Source organism: Kosakonia oryzendophytica (genome assembly GCF_900094925.1).
GTDB lineage: Bacteria > Pseudomonadota > Gammaproteobacteria > Enterobacterales > Enterobacteriaceae > Kosakonia > Kosakonia oryzendophytica.
The window spans coordinates 71,142-92,216 of record NZ_FMAY01000012.1 but is presented as its reverse complement, the minus strand read 5'-3'; the positions used below and the strand labels follow the sequence as shown (position 1 = coordinate 92,216).

Genomic DNA, 21,075 nt, shown 5'->3' with positions numbered 1-21,075 from the left:
ATATCGGGATTTTTAGCGGTTTTTTGGGGTACTGAGGGCGCAGCCGGTAACCAGTACCGGCGCATATTAATCAGGAGATTTTCGGGGAATTATTGTGGCTGAATATCTGCCTGCAGGACCTGATTTTCCGGCATGGCCGGTCTGCGTATCACACCGTCGAGCGTCTCGGAGGTGCGGAACGTGGCCGAGCATTCAATACTGGTGCACTGGTGATAGCGCTGTTTGAGGTTTTCCGTCAGATAGCGACTGGTACGCGTGTGCGCGGGCTGTTTACAGAACGGGCAGTGAAACATGGCTCAGTCCTTCGCCTGCTTTCTCTTTTCGGCCAGTTGCGTGGCAAGCTGCGAACGCTTCAGCGGACTTTTATACAGCGTCATATCCACGCCGGTCAGCGGCGGGCGGTGCATGCCGAGTTGTGAGAAGACCGGCTCATTGTCCATATCAAAGTTATAAAATTGTGCCTGCACCGCAACATGCATGTGCAGCTCCTCAGCCAGAATGTCCGCCGGGCGCGTCGCACCGTTCAGCTCCAGCGCACGCAGGCGCAGACAGAATGCCCGCACCAGCGCCGGGCTGATGTCCCGCATGGCCTCTGCCCACTCTGCCTGTGCGCAGACGCCAAACGCCCGTGCATGCTCAGTGACATACGTTTTACCTGTCGTGCATGCTTCCAGCATGGCGCGGGATTTGTCCGTCTCCAGTTCAGCAATCAGGCCGGTGAACTCCTCCGCCAGCTCACGACCGGCGATGTGTCTGCTGTGTCCGGCCCTGAGCTCCGGTGTCATGGCACCGCCGAGACTGCGGAAACGCTCGCGCCAGCTCTTCTCTGCTGCGGCGCTTTCCTCAAGCGCGTTCTGGCGTTCCTTTTCGCTGCGCGTGATGGCTGCGCCGATGTCGTTCAGTTTTAGCATGCTGCCGGTGTGAGCGGCTTTTGCCTCTGTAAAGGCCTTCAGGGCACGGTTGACGGCAGCGGCGTTATCCTCTGCGGCTTTTTTATGTACGGTCTTAAGGGCTCCGTCGATAACGGCGCGGGAGGCACCGGTCTGCGTGCTGCCGATGGTTTTCATGATGGAGGTCATAAGTTCAGTTTTCATGGCGGGGCTCTCTGTATTGTCAATGTAAGTGCATTCTGCCGCGCCCTGCACAACGAAACGACCGGTTGCAGTTGTGGCCGGGATGGCACAGAAAACCGCTGAAAAAACCGGCTCGCCAGAAAGAGGTCGCAGGAAAAGCCCTCTTTCTGTTTGTTTTTCTGTAGTTAACTCTTCACACTGTTCACTGATAAATAAAATAATAAGTAATACAGTAAGTTAAAGGATGAACAGTTGAGAGGTTAAGTGTTCACCGACTGTTCACTACTGTTCACCGGCTTTTTGTTTCTTCCGGTACAGCAGTATTTTTTTCTGATGTTTTTTCCTGTTAATACCCGCCGAATTAATTGGATAAAAAGGTTTGCAATTTTAGTTACTGGTTATATTGGCCAACATTGACATTTATTGGCAAACAGAGGCAAACCCGAAAAATAAGCTGCTTATTAAACAGACAACCATGCAGGAAACAGCCTGAAGCCCCCTTGTTGTAATATGCAAAAATATGCACAAAATAGAGCGCTACCCGAAGCCGGAAAGACACGACCGGCACTGTATGGACATTATGAGGTAGCCCGATGCACACCGTTTTTTCTTCCCCGTCTTCTGCCCCTGCCGCGCCATTAATGCCGGTTTCCGACGTTATTCAGGAGCGCTTTTTACGTCTGCCGGAAGTGATGCATTTATGCGGTCTGTCCCGCTCTACCATTTACGACCTCATCAGCCGGGAGGCTTTCCCGAAACAAATCTCTCTCGGTGGAAAAAACGTGGCGTGGGCGCACAGTGAAATTACTGCCTGGATGAGTGACCGCATCGCGGCACGTAACCGGGGCTGTGATGCATGATGTTGCCCGGTCAGCAAAACGGCCCTTTTTCTGGCTTGCTTCCTGTCGGCATTACCAGGTATAGTTTTCCCGCTGTCGCAAAATCGGCAGCCGGAATTGGCGTTCCGCGTAACTTATTGGCGACACAACACGCGCCAGGCGTGTTTTTTTATGTCGTGGCTCAGACACACCCATTTTCCGGGCTGTGGTGTCCAGTTTTGCACCATGGTTTCATTCAGATAATGGCAGTCCGGGCGGGGCAGCCTTCGGGCTGGCCGGTTTCCAATAAGGCCGGTTACGCCAACCCCGTTCGGGCTGCCACCAGTGAAATTGGCGTTTCCGGTGGTAGCACTAACCGCTACTTATTGGAGAATGCCTTTATGGCTACGACCCTCACCCCGTCACACCCGCAGTTTGTCTTTGTGTTTGCCGCCGTTCGTCGTGCAGACCGCAAGCCCCGTATCTGTATGCTCCGCACCGTTGCCGGAGACGAGTGCACTGCGCGCCGTTCCCTCGTTCGCGATTATGTTCTCTCGTTTGCCGGTCGCCTGCCGGTTGCGGAGGTGCGCGCATGAGTCGCTCCATCCTCACCCTTGACGATCTCAGATATCTTGAGCACCTGCGCAATATCGGCCATCTGGTAGGCGAGCTGGCAGCGGAACAGGACAGCGTGATACTCCGCCGCGATCCGGCTGAGCGTCTGCAACTCATTTCCCTGATTTACCTGATGACGGATCAGCTCGATGCCGTGATAGAACGCTGCAACCGGCGCTGGCTCGACGGGGAGGAAAAGGTATGAAACAGCCGTTACCGCCCGCCCTGCGCGCTGCACTTTACCGCCGCGCCGTGGCCTGTGCCTGGCTGACCCTGTGTCAGCGCCAGCACCGCTATCCACATCTGACGCTTGATGCGCTGGAATCCGCCATCGCCGCCGAGCTGGAAGGGTTTTATCTGCGCCAGCACGGCGAGGAAAAAGGCCGCCAGATTGCCTGTGCACTGCTGGAAGATTTAATGAATGCCGCACCGCTTAAAACCGCGCCGTCGCTCTCCTTTCTGGGCCTGGCCGTGATGGAAGAGTTATGCGCCCGCCATATCACCGCGCCGGTCGTGCACTGAGGAAAAATAATGAAAATGAACGTAACGGAAATCGTGAAACAGGCGTGCGGCCACTGGCCGCGCATTCTCCCGGCGCTGGGTGTGAAGGTCATTAAAAACCGGCATCAGCCCTGCCCGGTGTGTGGCGGTGCTGACCGCTTCCGCTTTGACGATAAAGAGGGGCGCGGGACGTGGTTCTGCAACCAGTGCGGCGCGGGTGACGGCCTGAGCCTGGTTGAAAAGGCGCTGGGCGTGACGGTCAGCGAAGCCGCCGACCGGGTGAACGCCGTGACCGGCAACCTGCCGCCGGTTGCCCCGAAGGTAATTGCTGCTGATACGGCAGAAACCGAAGCCAGCCGCAGGGAGGCCGCCGAGCTGGCGGCCAGTCTGCTGGGGAAAAGCCGTTCAGCCACCGGTAACGCCTACCTGACCCGCAAGGGATTCCCCGGCTTCGAATGCCTGACGCTGACCACCACGCACAAAACCGGCGGCGTGATGTACCGCGCCGGGGATGTGATTGTCCCGCTGTATGACGACACCGGCGCGCTGGTGAACCTCCAGCTCATTAACGCGGACGGCGACAAGCGCACACTTAAAGGCGGCCAGGTGAAGGGGGCATGCCATATCATCGAAGGGCAGAAACAGGCGGGAAAACGTCTGTGGATAGCCGAAGGTTACGCCACGGCGCTGACCGTGCATCACCTGACCGGCGAAACCGTGATGGTCGCGCTGTCGTCCGTGAACCTTCTTTCTCTGGCGAGCCTTACCCGCAACCGGCATCCGGGCTGTCAGATTGTCCTCGCTGCCGACCGTGACCTGAACGGCGAGGGGCAGACAAAAGCCGCTGCGGCCGCAGAAGCCTGCGCCGGTGTGGTTGCCCTGCCGCCGGTGTTCGGGGACTGGAATGACGCATTTATGCAGCAGGGCGAGCAGGCCACGCGTCAGGCGATTTACGATGCCATTAAGCCACCGGTCGCCAGCCCGTTCGACACCATGAGCGAGGCGGAATTTACCGCCATGAGCACCAGTGAGAAGGCGATGCGCGTGCATGAGCACTACGGCGAGGCGCTGGCCGTGGATGCAAACGGGCAGCTCCTTTCCCGCTATGAAGCCGGAGCCTGGAAAGTGATTTCCCCGGCTGACTTTTCCCGTGATGTGGCCGCACTCTTCCAGCGCCTGCGCGCGCCGTTCTCGTCAGGGAGAATTGCCTCGGTGGTGGAGACCCTGAAACTGATTGTTCCGCAACAGGGCGCTCCGGCGCGGCGGCTGATTGGCTTTCGTAACGGCGTGCTCGATACTGTGAGCGGCACGTTCAGCCCGCACCACAAATCCCACTGGCTGCGCACCCTGTGCGAGGTGGATTTCACCCCGCCGGTGGCGGGCGAAACACTGGAAACCCATGCCCCGCATTTCTGGCGCTGGCTCGACCGTGCTGCCGGTGGCCGCGCTGACAAACGCGACGTGATTCTCGCTGCGCTGTTTATGGTGCTGGCGAACCGCTACGACTGGCAGCTCTTTCTTGAGGTGACGGGGCCAGGGGGAAGCGGGAAAAGTATTCTGGCCGAAATTGCGACCATGCTCGCAGGCGAGGACAACGCCACCTCCGCGACCATTGAAACGCTGGAATCACCCCGCGAGCGCGCCGCCCTGATAGGCTTCTCGCTCATCCGTCTGCCTGACCAGGAGAAATGGAGCGGGGACGGTGCGGGGCTCAAGGCCATCACCGGTGGTGATGCGGTGTCAGTTGACCCGAAATACCGCGACGCCTATTCCACCCACATTCCGGCGGTGATTCTGGCCGTGAACAATAACCCGATGCGCTTCACCGACCGCAGCGGCGGTGTATCGCGCCGCCGGGTTATTCTGCATTTCCCGGAACAGATTGCCCCGGAAGAACGCGACCCGCACCTGAAGGATAAAATCGCCCGCGAGCTGGCCGTCATTGTGCGCCAGCTTATGCAGAAGTTCAGCGAACCGATGACCGCCCGCACGCTGCTCCAGTCGCAGCAGAACTCCGGCGAGGCACTCAGCATCAAGCGCGATGCTGACCCGGCGTTTGATTTTTGCGGCTATTTACAGGAACGCCCTGCACCGGACGGCATGTATATGGGTAACGCCAACATCATTCCACGCCAGCCGAGGCTTTACCTGTATCACGCCTATCTGGTGTATATGGAGGCACACGGCTACAAGAACACCCTGAGTCTGACGATGTTCGGCAAGGGATTACCCACCATGCTGAAAGAGTACGGCCTGAACTATGACAAGCGGCGAACAAATCAGGGGATGCAGACTAACCTTACTCTCAGAGAGGAAAGCAACGGCGACTGGTTGCCGAAGTGCGATGAGCCCACAACGAAATAACCGATACAGACCGGCGATTGCCGGTCTTTTTTTACCTGCGAATAGCACATAGTGAAGAGTTAACTGTTCACTCTTCACCGACCATTCACTACGTAACATAATGAAAATAAACAACAAAAACGCTTAGTGAACAGTTTAAACTGTTTTACTGAAAAAAATTTTTTATCCCCATCCCTCGAAAACATACAACGAAAATGGTGACCATTGCTGTCAATAGCAATATTAGTGGAACCAGCTAATCGCTTGGTGAAATGTCATGCCATGAGGAAATCTGCCGCTATCCGCATGGTCATGGCAATCTGGTTCCGGTAGCGATCTGTAAACCTAACATAATGTCTCTAGTTGTTCGCAGAAATGACGCCCATACGACTACTTAGCAATATCGCTGAAGGGGTAACCCCTTCATTATCATTAAGAATTCCTCTCATTCATGATGTCAAAGAATGCGTATCCTTAACATATATCATTCGGGTCAGCCTAAGACGAGATTCACCTATTATCTTCTGTATCAATATCTCGCAACAGTTCATAATTAATAACTGCAATATGTTTGCACATTTAGTTTATAGTGATTTAGTTTAGCTTTTTGAAAACTTGAGGATAAAAATGACAATTAGAAATATGCTCCAAAAAATAAACTGGGAAGCAAGCTCAGTAATTCTTGCAATGATGCTTTTTATAGGAAACATTATTTACACTAATTATCACGATGAATCAAAAACAATAGCTAAAAAAAATAACATTCGCACAATGTTTGCGTATGAAATCTCTTATAACCACAGCACTCTTAAGTTTCTCGATAGCACAAGAAAAATAGGTTATGACGAAAACGCAGAGCATATAACAGGTGAACCATTCGCCATTAATCTCAACTTTCTCGGAGGAGCCCGCTTAAAAATTGCATCTAACCAAACCAATGAGGTATACAAAGCCTATTTCAACGAATTAAGTAAACTCGACAAGGAAGACATCACTCTTATCATGGATTATTATCATGAGCAAGGCATTTTAATGGAAGGTATAAAAACAACGCAACAAAACATGAATAACAAAAGTATTGATCTTGATGTTGCGGGATTTTCATTAGAACAGCATTTCCTTAATGAACTCAATTTATCGAACATAATCCTTAAACGGTACAAACACTTGTTAGCACACCATCCAAAGAATCCGGAAATGAAGGATGATAATCATTGAATACTTATTTTATCGTAGGGAGCGGCAAAAATGCCGCCCCAAGTTAAATACGAAAATCAGAGTGATACTAAGGATTAGCATACTCTAAAATTTCTTCCCCCATGAGAGTACAGTCATTGAGGAAGATGAATCTCATACGATACTTGCCTTTGTAGATATAACCCCAGGTCTGCAATACATCAAAATATTGCGATTTATTTTCCGGATTTTGCATCTTCGCTAATGCAGTTACGTCTTTATCAACCTCAGCCCTGTCATCGTTGTCCCGATAAAAAGCCAGCAATTTATTTGCTTCTGTTATTGCCTGAGCTTTACAAGTTAACTCAGACTGTTTCGCAGCAGCCAAAGACGGAAAAGTTATAGAACACAATAATAATGTTAGAATGCCAGTTGATAGTTTCATATTATTCCAAGCTCTCTCTTTGCTCTTATCAACGCCCCTTTCCTTTCTTCGAGACCGTTGTAGCCACCGTTCACGAGAAGGGTTACTTTATTTACGTCATCCCTGTCTGCTGCCGCATTAACATGCCTGAGATCCCAATAATAACACGCTGCCTTAACGGCAACATATGGGTTCCTTGCAACTATAGTGGGATCGGTTACGTAATCTTTCTCAAACTGGCTTCCAAAATTCGTATAATTTTCTCTACCTGTCAGATGTAATAACCCTCGACCTATAAATTTTGGACCATCACCTACTTCTGTATTACCTAAATTACGTCCTATCCGCGTTCCTGCATCATATTCTCTACCTCCATCCCTTGGAACTTCGGTTAATCTGGAAAAATTTGCAGTTTCAACACAAGCTTGCGCTATAAAATGAGCGGCTCTTAATTCTGTATTTATTCCATAAACGATAAACCATTGGTTCAAATGTGGTGCTATGGCATGGACATTGTAATGCTGTGAATTTAGCAGGCTTTCTATATGCCGGTAATGCCTGGCAATATTCCAAAGCATCTCTGCTGTAATATCAACCATTTGCCTTTTCCTTTTCTTATATCCCATAATCATTTTAACTACCGTGATTGAGCATTTGGCAGGCATTTTTTGCTTTCGTTTACAATCTAGGAAAATTCTTATCCTCTTATTTTTCAGCATCGGGAGGAGCTAACATGCAACTGACAGATAACGATCAAGCAAACCGCATCACTGTCTGGCACGCCTTATCGGAGCTTTTCACCGGTCGGGAACTCCAGGACTATGACTATCGATGGATGGCTAAGGTGTTAAAGGAATCCGGGCTCAGCCGGGAAGCGATCTTTGTGATTCTGGATGAGGAAGTTGCCCCTGCCCTCCAGGCTAATCTTCTTTATAACCCAACGCCGGTGATGGATGGCTGGACAGAAGAAGATGTTAAGCGGCTCGTCACGGAGTACGTGAGAAGGAAGCCGACCATCATTGAGCGTGTTGTTCCAGCCAGATTGTTGTTAAAACAGCGTCGGAAACATATTCGGGATGAGCTGAATAGGCTTACCGCCGAGCTGGATAAATGCGCACAGGAAATGAGCTCAAAAGAGTGTTAGGCGAAGCGATTGGTATACGCTTAGGTATACGGATGAAAGTTGAATTCACTAAAAATACTTTAATTCAATAAATTAGCGAGTTTATTCAAACTCCGCCAGCCCACCAAAATTCTCCATCGGTGATTACCAGAGTCATCCGATGAAGTCCTGAAAGCCCGTATGGCGCAAGCCCTGCGGGCTGTTTTTGTGTCTGCAATTTGTCCCGCGAAGTCTGATGCCAACTAATTAAATCCGAACCTTCTAGGCACTTTGTTAGGCACCTCATAAAGCTTTATTGTTTTTGAGGTGCCTAAAACTATGGAACCCCGGCAATGGCAAGACAAACCAAACCTCTATCCGTTAAGGAAGTCGAATCCGCCAAACCCAAAGAAGCGGACTACGTTCTCTATGATGGCGATGTGTCAGCACAACCTCAACTAGTGGCGCTTTGGCGATTATCCCGGCATCAGCTGCGGCGCGTATGGTAACGTCACGTTCCCCGATGGCCGCATTCTTCGCACCACCAAAACGCGCCATCCGCATGGCTATATGCAGGGGGCGTTATCTGGAAAGCCAGCTCGATGTGGAGCAGGTCGATAAACCGTTTGAATTTTTCATGAACCGATTCCGTCTGCCGGAAGCGGCTCCGTGGACTGAATTTACGCAATATACGAGGTTGTCGGAGACGGTGATTCGTCAGCCGCTTGATGAGGCCATTGCTCAGGGGGATCTGACCGAGAGTGAGACGCACTGGCAGATCACCCAGCACGGAAAACTGTTTTTAAACTCGCTGCCTGAACTGTTTCTCACCGAATAAGATCGTAAATGCATTTGCTGGATAAAGCCATCCAGCAAACTGCCTGATGGCGCTGCGCTTATCAGACCTGCAAATCAGAGTGATAAGCGCAGCCGCCTTCAGCGATTAAAACTGATTAAACATCGTCTGGATCTGTTTCGGATCTTTAGTCTGCGTCAGCGCCAGTTGCAGCAGTACGCGTGCCTTCTGTGGGTTCAGGGAACCAGAGGCAACGAAACCGTACTTCGCATCATCGATTTCAGCATCCTGCGTGGTTGAACCAGTCGGTACGCGGGAAGAACGCACCACAACAGTCCCTTTATGCGCTGCGGTTGCCAGCGTATCGAAGACCGTTTTGTACAGGTTGCCGTTACCCACACCCGCGCTCACAATCCCATCATAACCCGCATCCACCAGCGCTTTTGCCGGCAGATCTGAAGCATTCGCGTAGTTATAGACGATACCGACCTTCGGCAGTTCATTCAGCTTAGAAACGTCGAACGGCGTGGAGGTGGTGTGCTTACGCGCAGGCGTACGCTGGTAGTCGATATTGCCGTTATGAATGTAGCCCAGCGGTCCGTAGTTTACGGATTTGAAGGTCGCCACATCGGTGGTGTTGGTTTTGGTCACGTCGCGCCCGTCAAGCACGGTGTCATTCATCACCACCAGCACGCCACGGCTAGCAGAGGCTTTATCCGCCGCGGTCACCACCGCGTTATAGAGGTTGAACGGACCGTCTGCGCTCATCCCGGTAGACGGACGCATTGCGCCAACCAGCACCACCGGCTTGTTGCACTTCACGGTCAGATCGAGGAAGTAAGCGGTCTCTTCCATGGTGTCGGTACCGTGGGTAATCACGAAGCCGTCGGTGCTGTCACACTCGTTATTGATCTTTTTCGCCAGGGTTAACCAGACGTCGTCGTTCATATCCTGCGAACCGATATTGACGACCTGCTCACCCTTCACGTTAGCGATATCCTTAAGTTGAGGAACGGCTTTGACCAGATTCTCTACGCCAACTTTGCCCGCCGTATAGTTAGACTTGGTTGCGGAGTCACCACCACCGGCAATCGTCCCGCCGGTCGCTAAAATGGTAACGTTCGGTAAGGCGAGCGCTGCACCGCTGAAACCCATTACCAGTGCTGCCAGTGCCGTTTTCCTGAAAAACTCCATGTTATTTCTCCAGTTACGTGAATTTATCGCATTATCCCAACCTCATAGCTGAATAATGTGATTTCATCCAATTAACCAGACAAATGTATTTCTTAGATTGTTAAATTTAGAGATGGATGTCGTTTCCACCCAGAACACTAGCAAAATCACCGTTGCTACGTTTCTGAAAAACCTGCCACAACCACTCTGAAAGGGGCTTCCATCTTCCCGGCAGCATTTTCAGCAATACCCGTTTATTCCTCAACCCATCAATCAATACAACGTTCATCAAACCAGGCCAGGCTTCCTGTCGGGAGCGTGGCCTGTCTGCTTTTTATGTCGTTAACCCCACAGGAGTTTTTATTATGCGATTAGCCAGCAGCTTTGGCCGTATTAACCAGATTCGCCGCGACCGCCCCTTAACCCGTGAAGAGCTCATGCAGCATGTCCCCAGCGTCTTCGGAGAGAACAAACATGCTTCCAGGAGTGAAAAGTACACGTTTATTCCCACCATCACCCTGCTGGAGAACCTGCGGCGCGAAGGGTCCCAGCCGGTGACGTCATCCCAGATACTGACCCTTCGCCGCTATGAAGATCTTCAGGACGATCTGTGGTCAGTTTTTAATCGTCGCCAGGAAAACCTGCGAAAAGGTGGTCTGCAAGGACGTACTGCCAAAGGCAAGCGCAGCCACATCCGCGCGGTTAAAGTTAAAGGCATAGACGGAGACGTTAAGCTCAACCGGGCACTCTGGGTGATGGCGGAAGAACAGCATCAGGCGCTGAGCTGATGCCACCGTTGCCTGATAGCGCCCATCAGGCCACCATTCATCCGACCGCCCTTGAGAACAATCCCTGCAGCCGATCCATCTCCGATGACGATCTGTGCGCTTGGTGCTCACTCCTTCTTTATCGTCCCGGTGAACTCAGCCTCTGCCACTTGAGCATTCCCGACGGGCACTGGCCCTCGCGCTGTGATACGGACAGCTATGCGCAGTCCTGCCTGGCACACCTTATCTGAGCTTTTCACCGGGCGGGAACTCCAGGGCGATGACTATCGATGGATGACTCAGGTGTTAAAGGAATCCGGACTCAGCCGGGAAGCGATCTTCATGATTCTGGATGAGGAAGCCGCTGCCCTCCAGGCTAATCTTCTTTACAACCCGACGCCCGTGATGGATGGCTGGACAGAAGAAGATGTTAAACGGCTCGTAACGGAGTACGTGACCAGAAAGCCGACCATTATTGAGCGTGTTGTTCCAGCCCGCTTGTTATTAAAGCATCGCCGGAAACACATTCAGGATGAGTTAAACAGGTTTATTGCCGAGCTGGATCATATTCGGACTCAGGGGCACACGGTATAGAAAACGTCGATTGCCATACAAAGAGAATCACGTGTTCTACATAGTAGTATCAACAAGCTGCATTCTTACTACCCTTTCCTTTATGTCTGGTCGCCTCCACCAGCGCACGATGTAACTGCCCGACGGGCAGATCGCGGACCACCGGTTCGGGTATACCGCGCAACCAATTAATAAACCGGAAGATACCGAACAGGTCCAGACCTTCACTGTGGAAAAGGTATTCATTCTCCCCAAGGGAAAAAGTGTTGCAGTACCCCTCTTCCTCCGTATAAAGCTGCACGTCAAAGGCCTGCGCAATCTCCTCCAGAAGATCCACACCTTCATCGCCTGTTACCCCAAGATCGGCTTCAAGCCAGCTATGCTCATGAATGGGAATACGTCTGTGACCGGTAAATTCGCGGATAAAGTCAATCACCTGACTCAGGGTTGGTTCCATCTATTCTGCACCGTTGTTGTAGCCCTGGTTAATACTTTATCAGCGTAGAGCAAAGTACAATTTTTTTTCCCGGAGCGAAACTTTCCGTTCTCCACCGGCGAACTGTATATGAGCGTCACTCTTCTTCACCCTAATGGAGCGCAACATGACCCCGATAAAAAAACTCGTTCTGAGCCTGACCACCGTTGCCCTTTTTAGCATCGGCAATGCGCAAGCAGCCCTGCCGGCAGGCACTCAAGCGCCGGACTTCAAACTACAAGGCGCACTGGCAGGCAAACCACTGACGTTCTCATTGCAGCAGGCGCTGCAAAAAGGCCCGGTGGTGCTCTACTTTTTCCCGGCGGCATTCAGCAAAGGGTGCACCATTGAAGCCCACGCGTTCGCCGAAGCGACGGATGATTTTAAAAAGCTGGGTGCCACGGTAATTGGTGTCACCGCCGGTAATACCGATCAGGTGGATGCGTTCTCGAAGCTCGAGTGCCGCGACAAATTTACCGTCACCGCCGACCCTGGCGCGAAAGTCGCCGCCCAGTACGACACGCTGATGCAAATGAATGGCAAAACCCTTTCAGACCGGACCTCCTTCGTCATCGCGCCGGACGGTAAAATCCTGCTGAGCTACACTGACAGAAACCCGGAAACGCATATTCAGAAGACAATGGAAGCAGTGAAGCAATACGCCAACGCGCACTCCTGATGCGCTATTAACAACCTGACTCCAGAGAATCGCTATGCTGACCGCCATGCTCGCCGCCTTCGCTGGCGGCATTATTCTCAACTTTATGCCCTGCGTATTCCCGATAATTTCCCTCAAAGCGCTGGGCCTTTTGCGCCATACGCAAGATTCGGCGCAAGTGCGCAAAGAGGGCTTCGGCTTTCTGCTGGGCACGGTCGTAACCATGTTGATCCTCGCCGGGATATTACTGGCTCTGCGCGCCGGAGGAACCGCCGTCGGTTGGGGCTTCCAGCTCCAGTCACCGCTGGTAATTGCCTTTCTTGCGCTGGTGATTCTGGGCGCCGCGTTGAACCTGCTCGGGGTATTCGAAGTGGGACTTTCCCTGCAACGTGCCGGGGAGATAAACCTGCAACGCGGCGCGTTTACCCGTGCAGCGCTGACCGGTGCGCTGTCGATTATCGTAGCGACGCCTTGTGCTGCGCCGTTTATGGCGGGCGCGATTGGCTATGCGCTGGTGCAACCACCCGCAGTGGCGTTGGCGATCTTCTTCACGCTGGCGTTGGGTTTTGCCGCGCCCTTCAGTCTGATCTCCCTGTTCCCGGCGCTGGGCAAATGGCTACCGCGTCCCGGAGCATGGATGAGCGTACTCAAACGCGGACTGGCATTTCCGATGTTTGGCGCATTTGGCTGGTTGGTGTGGGTGCTGGCGCAACAGGCAGGCGACACCGCGCTGGCAGCGATCCTTGCAGCGGCAGTGGTGGTGAGTTTTGCCGCCTGGTTGTACGGTATGGCGCAACAGCAACGCTTTGCCGGGCGCAGTCATAAAGCGCTGTTCACTGCAACCGCGGTCCTGCTGCTCGCCGCGCTGGTGCCGCTCCCGTCAGTGCTCACCAACAGCGCGGCACTGCCTTCAGAGCAGACCACGCAGAAGGTGGAAGAAATCAAATGGTCGCCGCAAACCGTGGCTGACAATCGCGGCCACGGCAAGGCCATTTTTGTCAATTTTACCGCTTCGTGGTGCATCACCTGCCAGGTGAATGAGAAGACATCGCTCTCCACTCAGGCGGTAAAAGAGGCGCTGGCGAAGACCGGTACGCTGTATATGATTGCCGACTCGACAAAATTCAACGCCGATATCGATGATGCGCTGAACGAGCTGGGCCAGGGTAGCCTGCCGCTATATGTGATCTACCCGGCGGATGGCAGTGCGCCGAAGATCTTGCCGCAGGTATTAACCCCCTCAATTGTGGTCAACGCACTGACCGGAGCCTGCGGGAAAAAAACATAAAGGCGGAATATGGATAAAAGTGAGGCAGCGCGTGACGAATGGCCGCACCTGATGGCGCTTGCGCAGTCGGGCGATCAACAGGTGTATACGCGGCTGCTGAAAGCGCTGGTGCCGGTGATCCGCTCACTGGCGCGCCGGCAAATAGCCGACGACATTCTGCTGGAAGATGTTGTTCAGGATGTGCTGCTCACCGTGCACAGAGTGCGTCACACCTATGATCCTGCATCGCCGTTTTTGCCCTGGCTGATGGCGATAACCCACGCGCGTGGGGTTGACGCACTGCGTAAACGTGGCCGCCACTCGCTGCGGGAAACGGACAGTGACCTCGCGCCGGAGCCCTTGTTCTCCGCCAGCGAGCCGCAGCATTCGCAGGAAGAACTGTCGACATTGTTGGAACAGCTCCCGGCACGCCAGCGGCAAATTGTTGAGCATGTTCATCTGCGGGAGATGAGTCTGTCGGAAACCGCGACGCATACCCATCTTACGGTCTCTGCCGTTAAGTCCCTGCTGCATCGCGCACTGAGTAATCTTCGTCGGTTAGGAGCACAACATGGCCGATCATGATGTATTGATAGAGAAATTAAGCCGCTCGATGGAGCCGGTAAGGCGCCCGTGGCATCCGGGCTGGCGGACCCTGGCATGGGTTGCCATGGCGTTGCCCTGCGGGATCGTCGCCAGTTTATTGCTTAACCGCACACTGACCGACTGGTCGCAAACGGGTGCGAATTGGGCAGCGGTACAGCTACTACTGACCTTTGTCGCCGGTCTGCTTGCGGTGCGTAACGCCTTTTTATTGAGCATTGCCGGGCAGCGCCCGCTGAACTGGCGATGGTTTACGCCACTGGCCGGTCTCTGGTTCGTCAGTACGCTCGCCAATCTGCATAGCCACCCTGCTGCGCCTGCCGTCGGTGCCATAGAAGGACCGAATTGCTACCTGTTTATGGTCGTAGTCAGTACGCCAATGGTGGCGATGGTAATAGGTTATCTGCACCGCACACGCACGCTCTATCCGCTGCGCAGCCTGGCAGCGGCGGGCGCAGGGGTTGCCTGTATGGCACTTACGCTATTGTCACTGTGCCACCCGACGCATATCAGCGCGCTGGATCTGCTGATGCATATTGCGGCCACCGCCACGATTGTGACGGTGACCGTTGTTGCGGGTTACCGGTGGGTGTCGTTGCCGTAATCAGCTTTTGGGGAAGATCCAGAGTTGATCGTCAGGCAATACCACGCGGTAATTTTGCATATCACGCTGCTGAGTGCCGTACACGCGGATCACGAAGTCATCCCCTGCCGTGCGGAACAGATACTCCCAGCGATCGCCGAGGTACATGCTGGTAAGCATCGGCAACTCCATGGAATTATCCTGCGGCGTGTCGACCAGCCGCAGGCTCTCCACCCGGATCACCGCCGTCGCTTGCTGACCGACGCTGAGTCCCGGCCCGGCCACGCCCCACAATGACCACTTCGCACCTTCGATGCGCGCTCTGCCGTTGCTGATATCGGTTACCGTTCCGTGCAGGCGGTTATTGCTGCCCATAAATTCAGCGGTAAACAGCGTCGACGGGGTGCTGTACATCTCCTGCGGTGTGCCCTGTTGTTCGATGACGCCGTTGTTGAGCAACAAAATACGATCGGAAATCGCCATCGCTTCGTTCTGATCGTGGGTAACCATCAGCGCCGACAGCCCCAGCTTAACAATCAGCTCACGCAAAAAGACGCGCGCTTCTTCGCGCAGCTTGGCATCCAGGTTCGACAACGGTTCATCGAGCAGGATCACCGGCGGGTTATAGACCAGCGCACGGCCAATAGCGACACGCTGCTGCTGCCCCCCGGAAAGCTGGTGCGGATGGCGCTTGCCCAGGTGCCCCAACCCCAGTTGATCGAGTACCGTTTGCGTACGTTGGGTGATTTCTGCAGAGGGGACCTTGCGCAGCTTCAGCGGATAAGCGACGTTCTCGAATACCGTTTTATGCGGCCACAGCGCATAGGACTGGAATACCAGCCCCAGATTGCGCTCTTCCGCCGGGATTTCGCTGCGCGGAGTACCATCATAAACAATGTTGCTGCCAATGGTAATGCGCCCCTGAGTGGGTTTCTCCAACCCGGCCACCGCGCGCAGCAAGGTGGTTTTGCCACTGCCAGACGGGCCAAGCAGCGACACGACTTCGCCGCGTTTTAGCTCCATCGATACGCCTTTCAGTACCGGGTTGTCGCCGTAAGTCAGATGTAAGTTCTCTACCGATAGCTCAATCATGTAATTTCACTCCAAAACGCAGGGCCACACCCAGACCAATGACCACCAGCAGAATGTTGATAAACGACAGCGCTGCAACGATATCAATCGCCCCCGCAGCCCACAGCGACACCAGCATCGAGCCAATCGTCTCCGTCCCCGGGGAGAGTAAATAGACACCGGTTGAGTATTCGCGCTCAAAAATGAGGAACATCAGCAGCCATGAGCCAATCAGGCCATAACGCGATAGCGGCACCGTCACATGGCGTGTGACCTGACCGCTGGTCGCCCCGGTGCTGCGCGCCGCTTCTTCCAGCTCCGGCCCCACCTGCAATAAGGTGGAAGAGATCAGCCGCAGGCCGTAAGCCATCCACACCACGGTATAAGCCAGCCAGACGCTGAAAATGGTGTTTCGCAGCGATCGTAGCCAGACAATCAGGTTCTCACGCAACCACTCCGCCACCGGCAATCCGGAGAGCCAGCCGTTTTTCAGCGACTGATCAAGCCACATCGGTAAAAACAGGAACACCCACAAAAACGCCAGCCCCGCCAGCAATCCCGGTACGGCACGGGGCACCAGCACGCTGTAATCCAGAAACCGCGTGACATTATCCTGTTTGCGGTGCATGGCAATGCCAACGAACAGGTAGCAGATCACCGCCAGCGCCCCGCCGAATACACCAATCGCCATTGAGTTCACGATCGCGCGCAACAGATTGGGTTGCTGCCAGATATTGCGGAAGGTATCCAGCGAGACCTCATCCCACAGTGAAACGCCAACCCCCCAGTTCGAGATAAATGCCCGCAGCACAACGCCAATCAGCGGTACACCGATGGTGACGGTTAACCAGGCCACCACCACCGCGCCAGCGACCCAGCGCCATTTGCCCAGTGGCAGCGCCCGCGCCTGCGACGCCTTGCCTTTCATGGTGACAAAGCGGTTGGCGGTGCGCATCAGGCGGCGTTGCAACATGACTAACGGAATGGTGATGCAAATAAGCACCACAGCAACGGCGGCCATCAGGTGATAGGAAGGCGTGCCGAGCTTGTTGGTGAGTTTATAAAGATAAGTGGCCAGCACCATGTTGCCTTCGGGATCACCCAGCACCAGCATCAGGCCGAACACCTCCAGTCCAAGGAAGAACAGCAATACGCAGGCGTACAAAATCGACGGGCGCACCATCGGCAAGCTGACAGAGGTCATCACCTGCAATGGCGACGCGCCCACGGTACGGGCAGCCTCTTCCACATCAGACCCCACGCTACGCAGTGCCGAGGAGATATACAAATAGGCATGAGGAACGTGCGTCAGTCCGGCAATCACCACAATGCTGAACATGGAGTAGATATTCCACGGCACAAAACCGATCAACGCCTCGGCCCAGCGCGAAAAGAAGCCCACCGGCCCGGCGGCGACCACATAGCCAAAGCCCAACACCATCGGTGAAACAAAGATCGGCACCAGGATCAACGGTTCAATAAAGCGGCGACCGGGTAAATCGGTGCGCACCATGAGAAACGCGAGGATGCCGCCCAGCGGAATAGCGATAAACACCAGGCCAAACGCCAGAATAAAGCCGGATTTCAGCGCCAGATAAAAATCCGGATCGGTAAAAATAAAGGCGAAAGATTCGAGACTCAGCTCTTTGGAACGGACAAAAAAGGGCGCGGAGAGAAAACTCTGCACCACTATAAATAACAGCGGAACATAAATAACCAACGCGGTGATCAGCACGATCACACCGCGCGGCATCCCCTGCCACTTTCTGCGCAATGTATTCATTGGTCATCCCTTTGGTCAGGTATTTCAGGCAAACCATCCCGGCGATGAAAAGGGGGCGCGCTATCACGACGCGCCGCCCGTACAGCCATTATTTGGCGGCAGCTGCACGCCATTGTTTAATAAATTCCAGACGCTTTTTCGGTTCCAGATATTCCAGCAGCGACGTATCCACATGGATCGGTTTGAGCGCATCGCCAAGCATTTTGGTCATACCATCAACGTCGTTTTTGCCTTCGATATCGTTACGCAGGGAGGGAATGTCCGCCTGATTGGCCAGAATGCTCTGCCCTTTTTCCGATAACACATAGTCGAACCACAATTTGGCAGCATTACTGTGTTCCGCTTGCGCGCTGATAAACGAGACGCGGGACAACACCAGGATATAGTCTTTCGGATAAGAAATACCCAGTGCATTATCCCCTTTGGCGCGGGCTTCGGCGTACGATCCGAGGATGTTATAGCCAATCAGGTTTTCCCCGGAGGAGACACGCTCCATCATCGTGCCGGTGGAGGACTGCACCGTCAGCCCACCTTTTGCCACATCCGTCAGGTGCGCAAAATAGTCTTTATCGAATTTGAGGTCTTCCACCGCCAGCATAAAGCCCAGCCCGGATTTTTCGATATCGTAGGTGGTGACTTTATTTTTGAATTTGTCGGTCTGGCTGGCGATCAATTTGGCCAGTGCGCTATGCGAGTCCGGCACATCCCCCTGTGGGATAAGACGCTTGTTATAAATAAATACGACCGGTTCATAGGTGGTGCCATAGGCCTTATTCTGCCATACCGCCCATTTCGGTAATTTACTCACTTCCGGTGAGGCATATTCGTCGGCGTAATCGGTCGCCAGTTTCAGCGCGGTATCCATCGACGAACTCCAAATCACATCCCCGCTGCCACCGCCGGAAGCCTGCTCACTCAGATAGCGGTTGTACAATTCGGTGCTGTTCATGTCGTTGTATTCGACTTTGATGCCCGGATACTGCGCCTCAAAACCTTTGATTAACGGCCCTGCGGCTTTGGTGTCGGTAGTGGAGTAGATAACAACTTTGCCTTCTTTGGTGCCCGCGTCGACTATTTTCTGATAGTCCGCCGGGTAGCCCTGCGGTACCGCCGCCAGCGCGGAACCAGAAAAAAGCAGTGCCAGCGCAGCGACCAGTAGATCGGTTTTCTTATCCATGAACAATCCCTCGGTATCATTTTTTAAACACAAATTTAACATATAGCGTGAGATCTGACCGATGCAACGCAGTGGCTTGTTTTTTTGCGACTTTTGTGACGCTGACGGGATTAAAAAAACGGCGTTGCAGTGTAAGGACGAGAAGGCGGTTAACGAGCCGGATGAGATGAAACAAACAGCGCTGATTTCGCAGTAAGCTTTAATGAATCAGCACGGGTGTGAAGAAGAGATACAGCCGGGATTAATCCCCTAAAATTAGCGGGCGGTCATATAAGATAATATGCTGCGGATGTTGCGGATCGTACTTCACGGTGGTGCCGTTGCCCTCAGCAAAACGCACAATTTCACGGCTGGTCAGATGCTCAAACACGCTCGCCTGCACCACCTGACCTTCGCGGGTTTTGAAGCGCAAGACCAGTTCACAATAGACTGTGCGCCTGTCCATCCAGTTGGTGCGCTTAAGGGCAATAACATCGGCATTCGCGCCAATGCCATGATTGCGCACATGCGCTTCAATACACAGCTGACGGATCCAACGCGCCAATTTGTAAAGCCCAAACAGCAGCAACGCGGCGATCCCAATCATTAAAATGACATGAATAATGTCCATATCTCTGTTCTCGTTTTCTACTGTTCTACGGTAAAAATTAATCGCCCAAAATCAACGGACGGTCATGGCGATATAAAGCGATACGTTCTGGATGGGTGGGATCGTATTTTAACGCCACAACGTTACCGGGCGCATAACGGATAAAACCGTCCATATCCAGCGCTCTTTCCAGACTCGACTGCACCTCGATACCCTCACGGGTGACAAATTTGAATGTCAGGCGATACACCGGGTTTTCGCCGTCAATCATGCCAGTCTTGCTACGGTAAATAATATCCGCATTCACGCCGATACCAGTTTTCCGCACCGCGGATTCCATCCTGAATTGCCGAAAACCGGGCATCAGCATGGACATCGCCTGGCGAAGCACAAACACCATCAACGGGACAAAAAAGAAGAGTAAGAACAGAACTATCCAATGGTATCCCACGCCCTCCTCCATCAATGTTCTATGCTGAAGGTTAATCGCCCAAGATCAAGGGCTTATCATTATCGTATAAAGCAATGCGTTTTGGATTTTTCGGATCATACTTCAACGCCACACCATTGCCCGGCGCATAACGCGTAAAACCGTCCATATCCAGCGCCCTGTCGATGCTTGATTGTACTTCTACTCCTTCATGTGTCCTGAATTTTACCGTGAGCCGGTACACTGGCATCTCTGCGTCGATCAACGCTGTTTTGCTTCGGTGGATAATATCCGCATTAACACCAATGCCGATCTTCATCACCCGGGCTTCTACAAACATCTGTTTGATGTAGCCACCAAAGAAAGAATAAAACCCCTTGATTATGAGGATAAACACCACCGCAAAGAAAAGATAAATAATATACATCCAGTCAAATTCCATCTTATGATCTCCGGGTTCGTATACGCTTTAAAAACAACGGCGTGGTACCGCTAATAGCCGTAAAAGGCTACAGCATACGCGCTTTATCGGGGCCCCTGATAAGAATATTCTGAAGTTCCTCTCTTTATAGGACGTGAAATAAAGAATGCGTAAAGCCAATAATGTTTCACTTGTCACTACATGCGAGGCCACCGACTTCCGCCAGGCCCAATCGGTCGTAGTGATTGGGGATGAGGTAACGAATATCACCGTTCCCGGCCTGTTGCTTGAAGCGGCAATACAGGTGGATAACACGCGCTATCTGCTGTTTCTTACTGATGATGTGATCTTTGAAGAATCCCTGACCATCGTGCTGATTGATATCCGGCAAGGCGTAAAGGAGATTGTGCGAATTGGCCAGATGTGGGCAACGGGCATTTTTGAAAATCTATCGATTAGCACGGAACAGGTTCGCTTTCGTTTTCTTGGCGAGGGTGAGTGGGTTGTCGAAATATCCTCAGCGCCGCGTCTGCGGCTGCCCTTCTTTTCCGATCCTGCGGGTGTACAGCGTGCGCCCGGATGGCAAAAATATATCACTCTCGCTTATATGAAATAGCCTGCTCATTTTTTTCCTCTCCCAATGAAGCCACACGTTCA

General features: G+C 53.0%; 26 protein-coding genes and 2 pseudogenes. 16 read left to right on the top strand and 12 right to left on the bottom strand.

The annotated features are described in order from the left end of the window. Positions 1–89 precede the first annotated feature (89 nt). Entirely contained in the window at positions 90–293 is a 204-nt protein-coding gene (locus tag GA0061071_RS18540) for an ogr/Delta-like zinc finger family protein (RefSeq protein ID WP_088236664.1), read from the bottom strand. A 3-nt stretch (positions 294–296) separates the two neighbouring features. Continuing rightward, a complete protein-coding gene (locus GA0061071_RS18535) occupies positions 297–1,094 on the bottom strand; it encodes a capsid protein (protein WP_088236663.1) in 798 nt (265 codons plus the stop codon). Positions 1,095–1,666: 572 nt separating this feature from the next. Here GA0061071_RS18535 and GA0061071_RS18525 point away from each other — a divergent pair. The 6 genes from GA0061071_RS18525 (at position 1,667) to GA0061071_RS18500 (ending at position 6,568) form a co-directional block, all read left to right on the top strand. Continuing rightward, the gene (locus GA0061071_RS18525) at positions 1,667–1,933 is read left to right on the top strand and encodes a helix-turn-helix transcriptional regulator (protein WP_061493524.1); all 267 of its coding nucleotides are present in this window, start codon (positions 1,667–1,669) and stop codon (positions 1,931–1,933) included. Next, a complete protein-coding gene (locus GA0061071_RS18520) occupies positions 1,930–2,487 on the top strand; it encodes a host cell division inhibitor Icd-like protein (RefSeq protein ID WP_088236662.1) in 558 nt (185 codons plus the stop codon). Before GA0061071_RS18525 ends, GA0061071_RS18520 begins: the two co-directional genes overlap by 4 nt. Then, positions 2,484–2,711, top strand: coding sequence for a hypothetical protein (locus GA0061071_RS18515; RefSeq protein WP_088236661.1), 228 nt, complete (start codon positions 2,484–2,486; stop codon positions 2,709–2,711). Before GA0061071_RS18520 ends, GA0061071_RS18515 begins: the two co-directional genes overlap by 4 nt. Continuing rightward, complete coding sequence (locus GA0061071_RS18510; protein WP_061493521.1) at positions 2,708–3,028, top strand: DUF5375 domain-containing protein; 321 nt, start codon at positions 2,708–2,710, stop codon at positions 3,026–3,028. The genes GA0061071_RS18515 and GA0061071_RS18510 overlap by 4 nt, the downstream gene beginning before the upstream one ends. 9 nt (positions 3,029–3,037) lie before the next feature. Next, the gene (locus tag GA0061071_RS18505) at positions 3,038–5,371 is read left to right on the top strand and encodes a primase-helicase zinc-binding domain-containing protein (protein WP_088236660.1); all 2,334 of its coding nucleotides are present in this window, start codon (positions 3,038–3,040) and stop codon (positions 5,369–5,371) included. A gap of 606 nt (positions 5,372–5,977) precedes the next feature. Continuing rightward, positions 5,978–6,568 carry a lysogenic conversion protein gene (locus tag GA0061071_RS18500; protein ID WP_088236659.1) on the top strand — a complete coding sequence of 197 codons (591 nt, stop codon included), beginning with the start codon at positions 5,978–5,980 and terminating at the stop codon, positions 6,566–6,568. A 67-nt stretch (positions 6,569–6,635) separates the two neighbouring features. Here GA0061071_RS18500 and GA0061071_RS18495 read toward each other — a convergent pair whose 3' ends face one another. After that, positions 6,636–6,971: a hypothetical protein gene (locus GA0061071_RS18495; protein WP_088236658.1), complete on the bottom strand. Its 336-nt coding sequence runs from the start codon at positions 6,969–6,971 to the stop codon at positions 6,636–6,638. Then, positions 6,968–7,549: a glycoside hydrolase family 19 protein gene (locus GA0061071_RS18490; RefSeq protein ID WP_088236657.1), complete on the bottom strand. Its 582-nt coding sequence runs from the start codon at positions 7,547–7,549 to the stop codon at positions 6,968–6,970. The genes GA0061071_RS18495 and GA0061071_RS18490 overlap by 4 nt, the downstream gene beginning before the upstream one ends. Before the next feature lie 134 nt (positions 7,550–7,683). Between GA0061071_RS18490 and GA0061071_RS18485 the strand changes: the two genes are divergently transcribed. From GA0061071_RS18485 to GA0061071_RS23480, 3 genes and pseudogenes are all read left to right on the top strand, one after another. After that, on the top strand, positions 7,684–8,094 hold the full coding sequence (locus GA0061071_RS18485; RefSeq protein ID WP_088236656.1) for a DUF7079 family protein: 411 nt from the start codon (positions 7,684–7,686) through the stop codon (positions 8,092–8,094). A 311-nt stretch (positions 8,095–8,405) separates the two neighbouring features. Continuing rightward, a pseudogene (locus GA0061071_RS23485) lies at positions 8,406–8,492 on the top strand (integrase arm-type DNA-binding domain-containing protein); the annotation flags it as partial. 1 nt (position 8,493) lies between these two features. Next, positions 8,494–8,890: pseudogene (locus GA0061071_RS23480) on the top strand (radical SAM family heme chaperone HemW); the annotation flags it as partial. Positions 8,891–8,995: 105 nt separating this feature from the next. Here GA0061071_RS23480 and ansB read toward each other — a convergent pair. After that, positions 8,996–10,042: an L-asparaginase 2 gene (gene ansB, locus GA0061071_RS18475; RefSeq protein WP_061493516.1), complete on the bottom strand. Its 1,047-nt coding sequence runs from the start codon at positions 10,040–10,042 to the stop codon at positions 8,996–8,998. A gap of 344 nt (positions 10,043–10,386) precedes the next feature. On the opposite strand from ansB, the gene GA0061071_RS18470 reads away from it, so the two are divergent. Then, entirely contained in the window at positions 10,387–10,809 is a 423-nt protein-coding gene (locus GA0061071_RS18470) for a hypothetical protein (protein WP_088236655.1), read from the top strand. A gap of 198 nt (positions 10,810–11,007) precedes the next feature. Then, positions 11,008–11,382, top strand: coding sequence for a DUF7079 family protein (locus tag GA0061071_RS18460; protein WP_061493514.1), 375 nt, complete (start codon positions 11,008–11,010; stop codon positions 11,380–11,382). A 49-nt stretch (positions 11,383–11,431) separates the two neighbouring features. Here the strand turns inward: GA0061071_RS18460 and GA0061071_RS18455 are convergent, their stop codons facing one another. After that, on the bottom strand, positions 11,432–11,818 hold the full coding sequence (locus GA0061071_RS18455; RefSeq protein ID WP_088236654.1) for a hypothetical protein: 387 nt from the start codon (positions 11,816–11,818) through the stop codon (positions 11,432–11,434). Between the two features lie 145 nt (positions 11,819–11,963). Here GA0061071_RS18455 and GA0061071_RS18450 point away from each other — a divergent pair, with 145 nt between their 5' ends. From GA0061071_RS18450 to GA0061071_RS18435, 4 genes are read left to right on the top strand one after another with little or no spacing between them, the layout of a single operon-like run. After that, a complete protein-coding gene (locus GA0061071_RS18450) occupies positions 11,964–12,515 on the top strand; it encodes a peroxiredoxin (protein WP_088236653.1) in 552 nt (183 codons plus the stop codon). 34 nt (positions 12,516–12,549) lie between these two features. After that, entirely contained in the window at positions 12,550–13,782 is a 1,233-nt protein-coding gene (locus GA0061071_RS18445) for a protein-disulfide reductase DsbD family protein (protein ID WP_088236652.1), read from the top strand. A 9-nt stretch (positions 13,783–13,791) separates the two neighbouring features. After that, complete coding sequence (locus tag GA0061071_RS18440) at positions 13,792–14,346, top strand: sigma-70 family RNA polymerase sigma factor (RefSeq protein ID WP_088236651.1); 555 nt, start codon at positions 13,792–13,794, stop codon at positions 14,344–14,346. Then, a complete protein-coding gene (locus tag GA0061071_RS18435; protein ID WP_088236650.1) occupies positions 14,333–14,968 on the top strand; it encodes a DUF1109 domain-containing protein in 636 nt (211 codons plus the stop codon). The genes GA0061071_RS18440 and GA0061071_RS18435 overlap by 14 nt, the downstream gene beginning before the upstream one ends. Here GA0061071_RS18435 and GA0061071_RS18430 read toward each other — a convergent pair whose 3' ends face one another. From GA0061071_RS18430 to GA0061071_RS18405, 6 genes are all read right to left on the bottom strand, one after another. Further along, complete coding sequence (locus GA0061071_RS18430; protein ID WP_061493508.1) at positions 14,969–16,039, bottom strand: ABC transporter ATP-binding protein; 1,071 nt, start codon at positions 16,037–16,039, stop codon at positions 14,969–14,971. It abuts the gene before it with no gap. Further along, positions 16,032–17,801, bottom strand: a complete 1,770-nt coding sequence (locus tag GA0061071_RS18425) for an ABC transporter permease (RefSeq protein ID WP_061493507.1) — start codon at positions 17,799–17,801, stop codon at positions 16,032–16,034. The genes GA0061071_RS18430 and GA0061071_RS18425 overlap by 8 nt, the downstream gene beginning before the upstream one ends. Positions 17,802–17,889: 88 nt before the next feature. After that, on the bottom strand, positions 17,890–18,978 hold the full coding sequence (locus tag GA0061071_RS18420) for an ABC transporter substrate-binding protein (protein WP_061493506.1): 1,089 nt from the start codon (positions 18,976–18,978) through the stop codon (positions 17,890–17,892). A gap of 241 nt (positions 18,979–19,219) precedes the next feature. Further along, the gene (locus GA0061071_RS18415; RefSeq protein WP_088236649.1) at positions 19,220–19,588 is read right to left on the bottom strand and encodes a DUF3592 domain-containing protein; all 369 of its coding nucleotides are present in this window, start codon (positions 19,586–19,588) and stop codon (positions 19,220–19,222) included. 37 nt (positions 19,589–19,625) lie between these two features. After that, on the bottom strand, positions 19,626–20,018 hold the full coding sequence (locus GA0061071_RS18410) for a DUF3592 domain-containing protein (protein WP_134318798.1): 393 nt from the start codon (positions 20,016–20,018) through the stop codon (positions 19,626–19,628). A gap of 31 nt (positions 20,019–20,049) precedes the next feature. Next, a complete protein-coding gene (locus tag GA0061071_RS18405) occupies positions 20,050–20,439 on the bottom strand; it encodes a DUF3592 domain-containing protein (RefSeq protein WP_088236647.1) in 390 nt (129 codons plus the stop codon). A 145-nt stretch (positions 20,440–20,584) separates the two neighbouring features. Here GA0061071_RS18405 and GA0061071_RS18400 point away from each other — a divergent pair, with 145 nt between their 5' ends. Continuing rightward, positions 20,585–21,034, top strand: coding sequence for a hypothetical protein (locus tag GA0061071_RS18400; protein ID WP_088236646.1), 450 nt, complete (start codon positions 20,585–20,587; stop codon positions 21,032–21,034). The last annotated feature ends 41 nt before the right edge of the window (positions 21,035–21,075 follow it).

Coding starts and splice junctions, on each gene's coding strand:
- GA0061071_RS18460 (WP_061493514.1), top strand. CDS start 11,008: ATGCGCAGTCCTGCCTGGCACACCTTATCTGAGCTTTTCACCGGGCGG.
- GA0061071_RS18445 (WP_088236652.1), top strand. CDS start 12,550: ATGCTGACCGCCATGCTCGCCGCCTTCGCTGGCGGCATTATTCTCAAC.
- GA0061071_RS18400 (WP_088236646.1), top strand. CDS start 20,585: ATGCGTAAAGCCAATAATGTTTCACTTGTCACTACATGCGAGGCCACC.
- GA0061071_RS18405 (WP_088236647.1), bottom strand. CDS start 20,439: ATGGAATTTGACTGGATGTATATTATTTATCTTTTCTTTGCGGTGGTG.
- GA0061071_RS18420 (WP_061493506.1), bottom strand. CDS start 18,978: ATGGATAAGAAAACCGATCTACTGGTCGCTGCGCTGGCACTGCTTTTT.
- GA0061071_RS18435 (WP_088236650.1), top strand. CDS start 14,333: ATGGCCGATCATGATGTATTGATAGAGAAATTAAGCCGCTCGATGGAG.
- GA0061071_RS18500 (WP_088236659.1), top strand. CDS start 5,978: ATGACAATTAGAAATATGCTCCAAAAAATAAACTGGGAAGCAAGCTCA.
- GA0061071_RS18450 (WP_088236653.1), top strand. CDS start 11,964: ATGACCCCGATAAAAAAACTCGTTCTGAGCCTGACCACCGTTGCCCTT.
- GA0061071_RS18440 (WP_088236651.1), top strand. CDS start 13,792: ATGGATAAAAGTGAGGCAGCGCGTGACGAATGGCCGCACCTGATGGCG.
- ansB (WP_061493516.1), bottom strand. CDS start 10,042: ATGGAGTTTTTCAGGAAAACGGCACTGGCAGCACTGGTAATGGGTTTC.
- GA0061071_RS18455 (WP_088236654.1), bottom strand. CDS start 11,818: ATGGAACCAACCCTGAGTCAGGTGATTGACTTTATCCGCGAATTTACC.
- GA0061071_RS18505 (WP_088236660.1), top strand. CDS start 3,038: ATGAAAATGAACGTAACGGAAATCGTGAAACAGGCGTGCGGCCACTGG.
- GA0061071_RS18525 (WP_061493524.1), top strand. CDS start 1,667: ATGCACACCGTTTTTTCTTCCCCGTCTTCTGCCCCTGCCGCGCCATTA.
- GA0061071_RS18510 (WP_061493521.1), top strand. CDS start 2,708: ATGAAACAGCCGTTACCGCCCGCCCTGCGCGCTGCACTTTACCGCCGC.
- GA0061071_RS18470 (WP_088236655.1), top strand. CDS start 10,387: ATGCGATTAGCCAGCAGCTTTGGCCGTATTAACCAGATTCGCCGCGAC.
- GA0061071_RS18520 (WP_088236662.1), top strand. CDS start 1,930: ATGATGTTGCCCGGTCAGCAAAACGGCCCTTTTTCTGGCTTGCTTCCT.
- GA0061071_RS18485 (WP_088236656.1), top strand. CDS start 7,684: ATGCAACTGACAGATAACGATCAAGCAAACCGCATCACTGTCTGGCAC.
- GA0061071_RS18515 (WP_088236661.1), top strand. CDS start 2,484: ATGAGTCGCTCCATCCTCACCCTTGACGATCTCAGATATCTTGAGCAC.
- GA0061071_RS18495 (WP_088236658.1), bottom strand. CDS start 6,971: ATGAAACTATCAACTGGCATTCTAACATTATTATTGTGTTCTATAACT.
- GA0061071_RS18540 (WP_088236664.1), bottom strand. CDS start 293: ATGTTTCACTGCCCGTTCTGTAAACAGCCCGCGCACACGCGTACCAGT.
- GA0061071_RS18535 (WP_088236663.1), bottom strand. CDS start 1,094: ATGAAAACTGAACTTATGACCTCCATCATGAAAACCATCGGCAGCACG.
- GA0061071_RS18425 (WP_061493507.1), bottom strand. CDS start 17,801: ATGAATACATTGCGCAGAAAGTGGCAGGGGATGCCGCGCGGTGTGATC.
- GA0061071_RS18415 (WP_088236649.1), bottom strand. CDS start 19,588: ATGGACATTATTCATGTCATTTTAATGATTGGGATCGCCGCGTTGCTG.
- GA0061071_RS18490 (WP_088236657.1), bottom strand. CDS start 7,549: ATGGTTGATATTACAGCAGAGATGCTTTGGAATATTGCCAGGCATTAC.
- GA0061071_RS18430 (WP_061493508.1), bottom strand. CDS start 16,039: ATGATTGAGCTATCGGTAGAGAACTTACATCTGACTTACGGCGACAAC.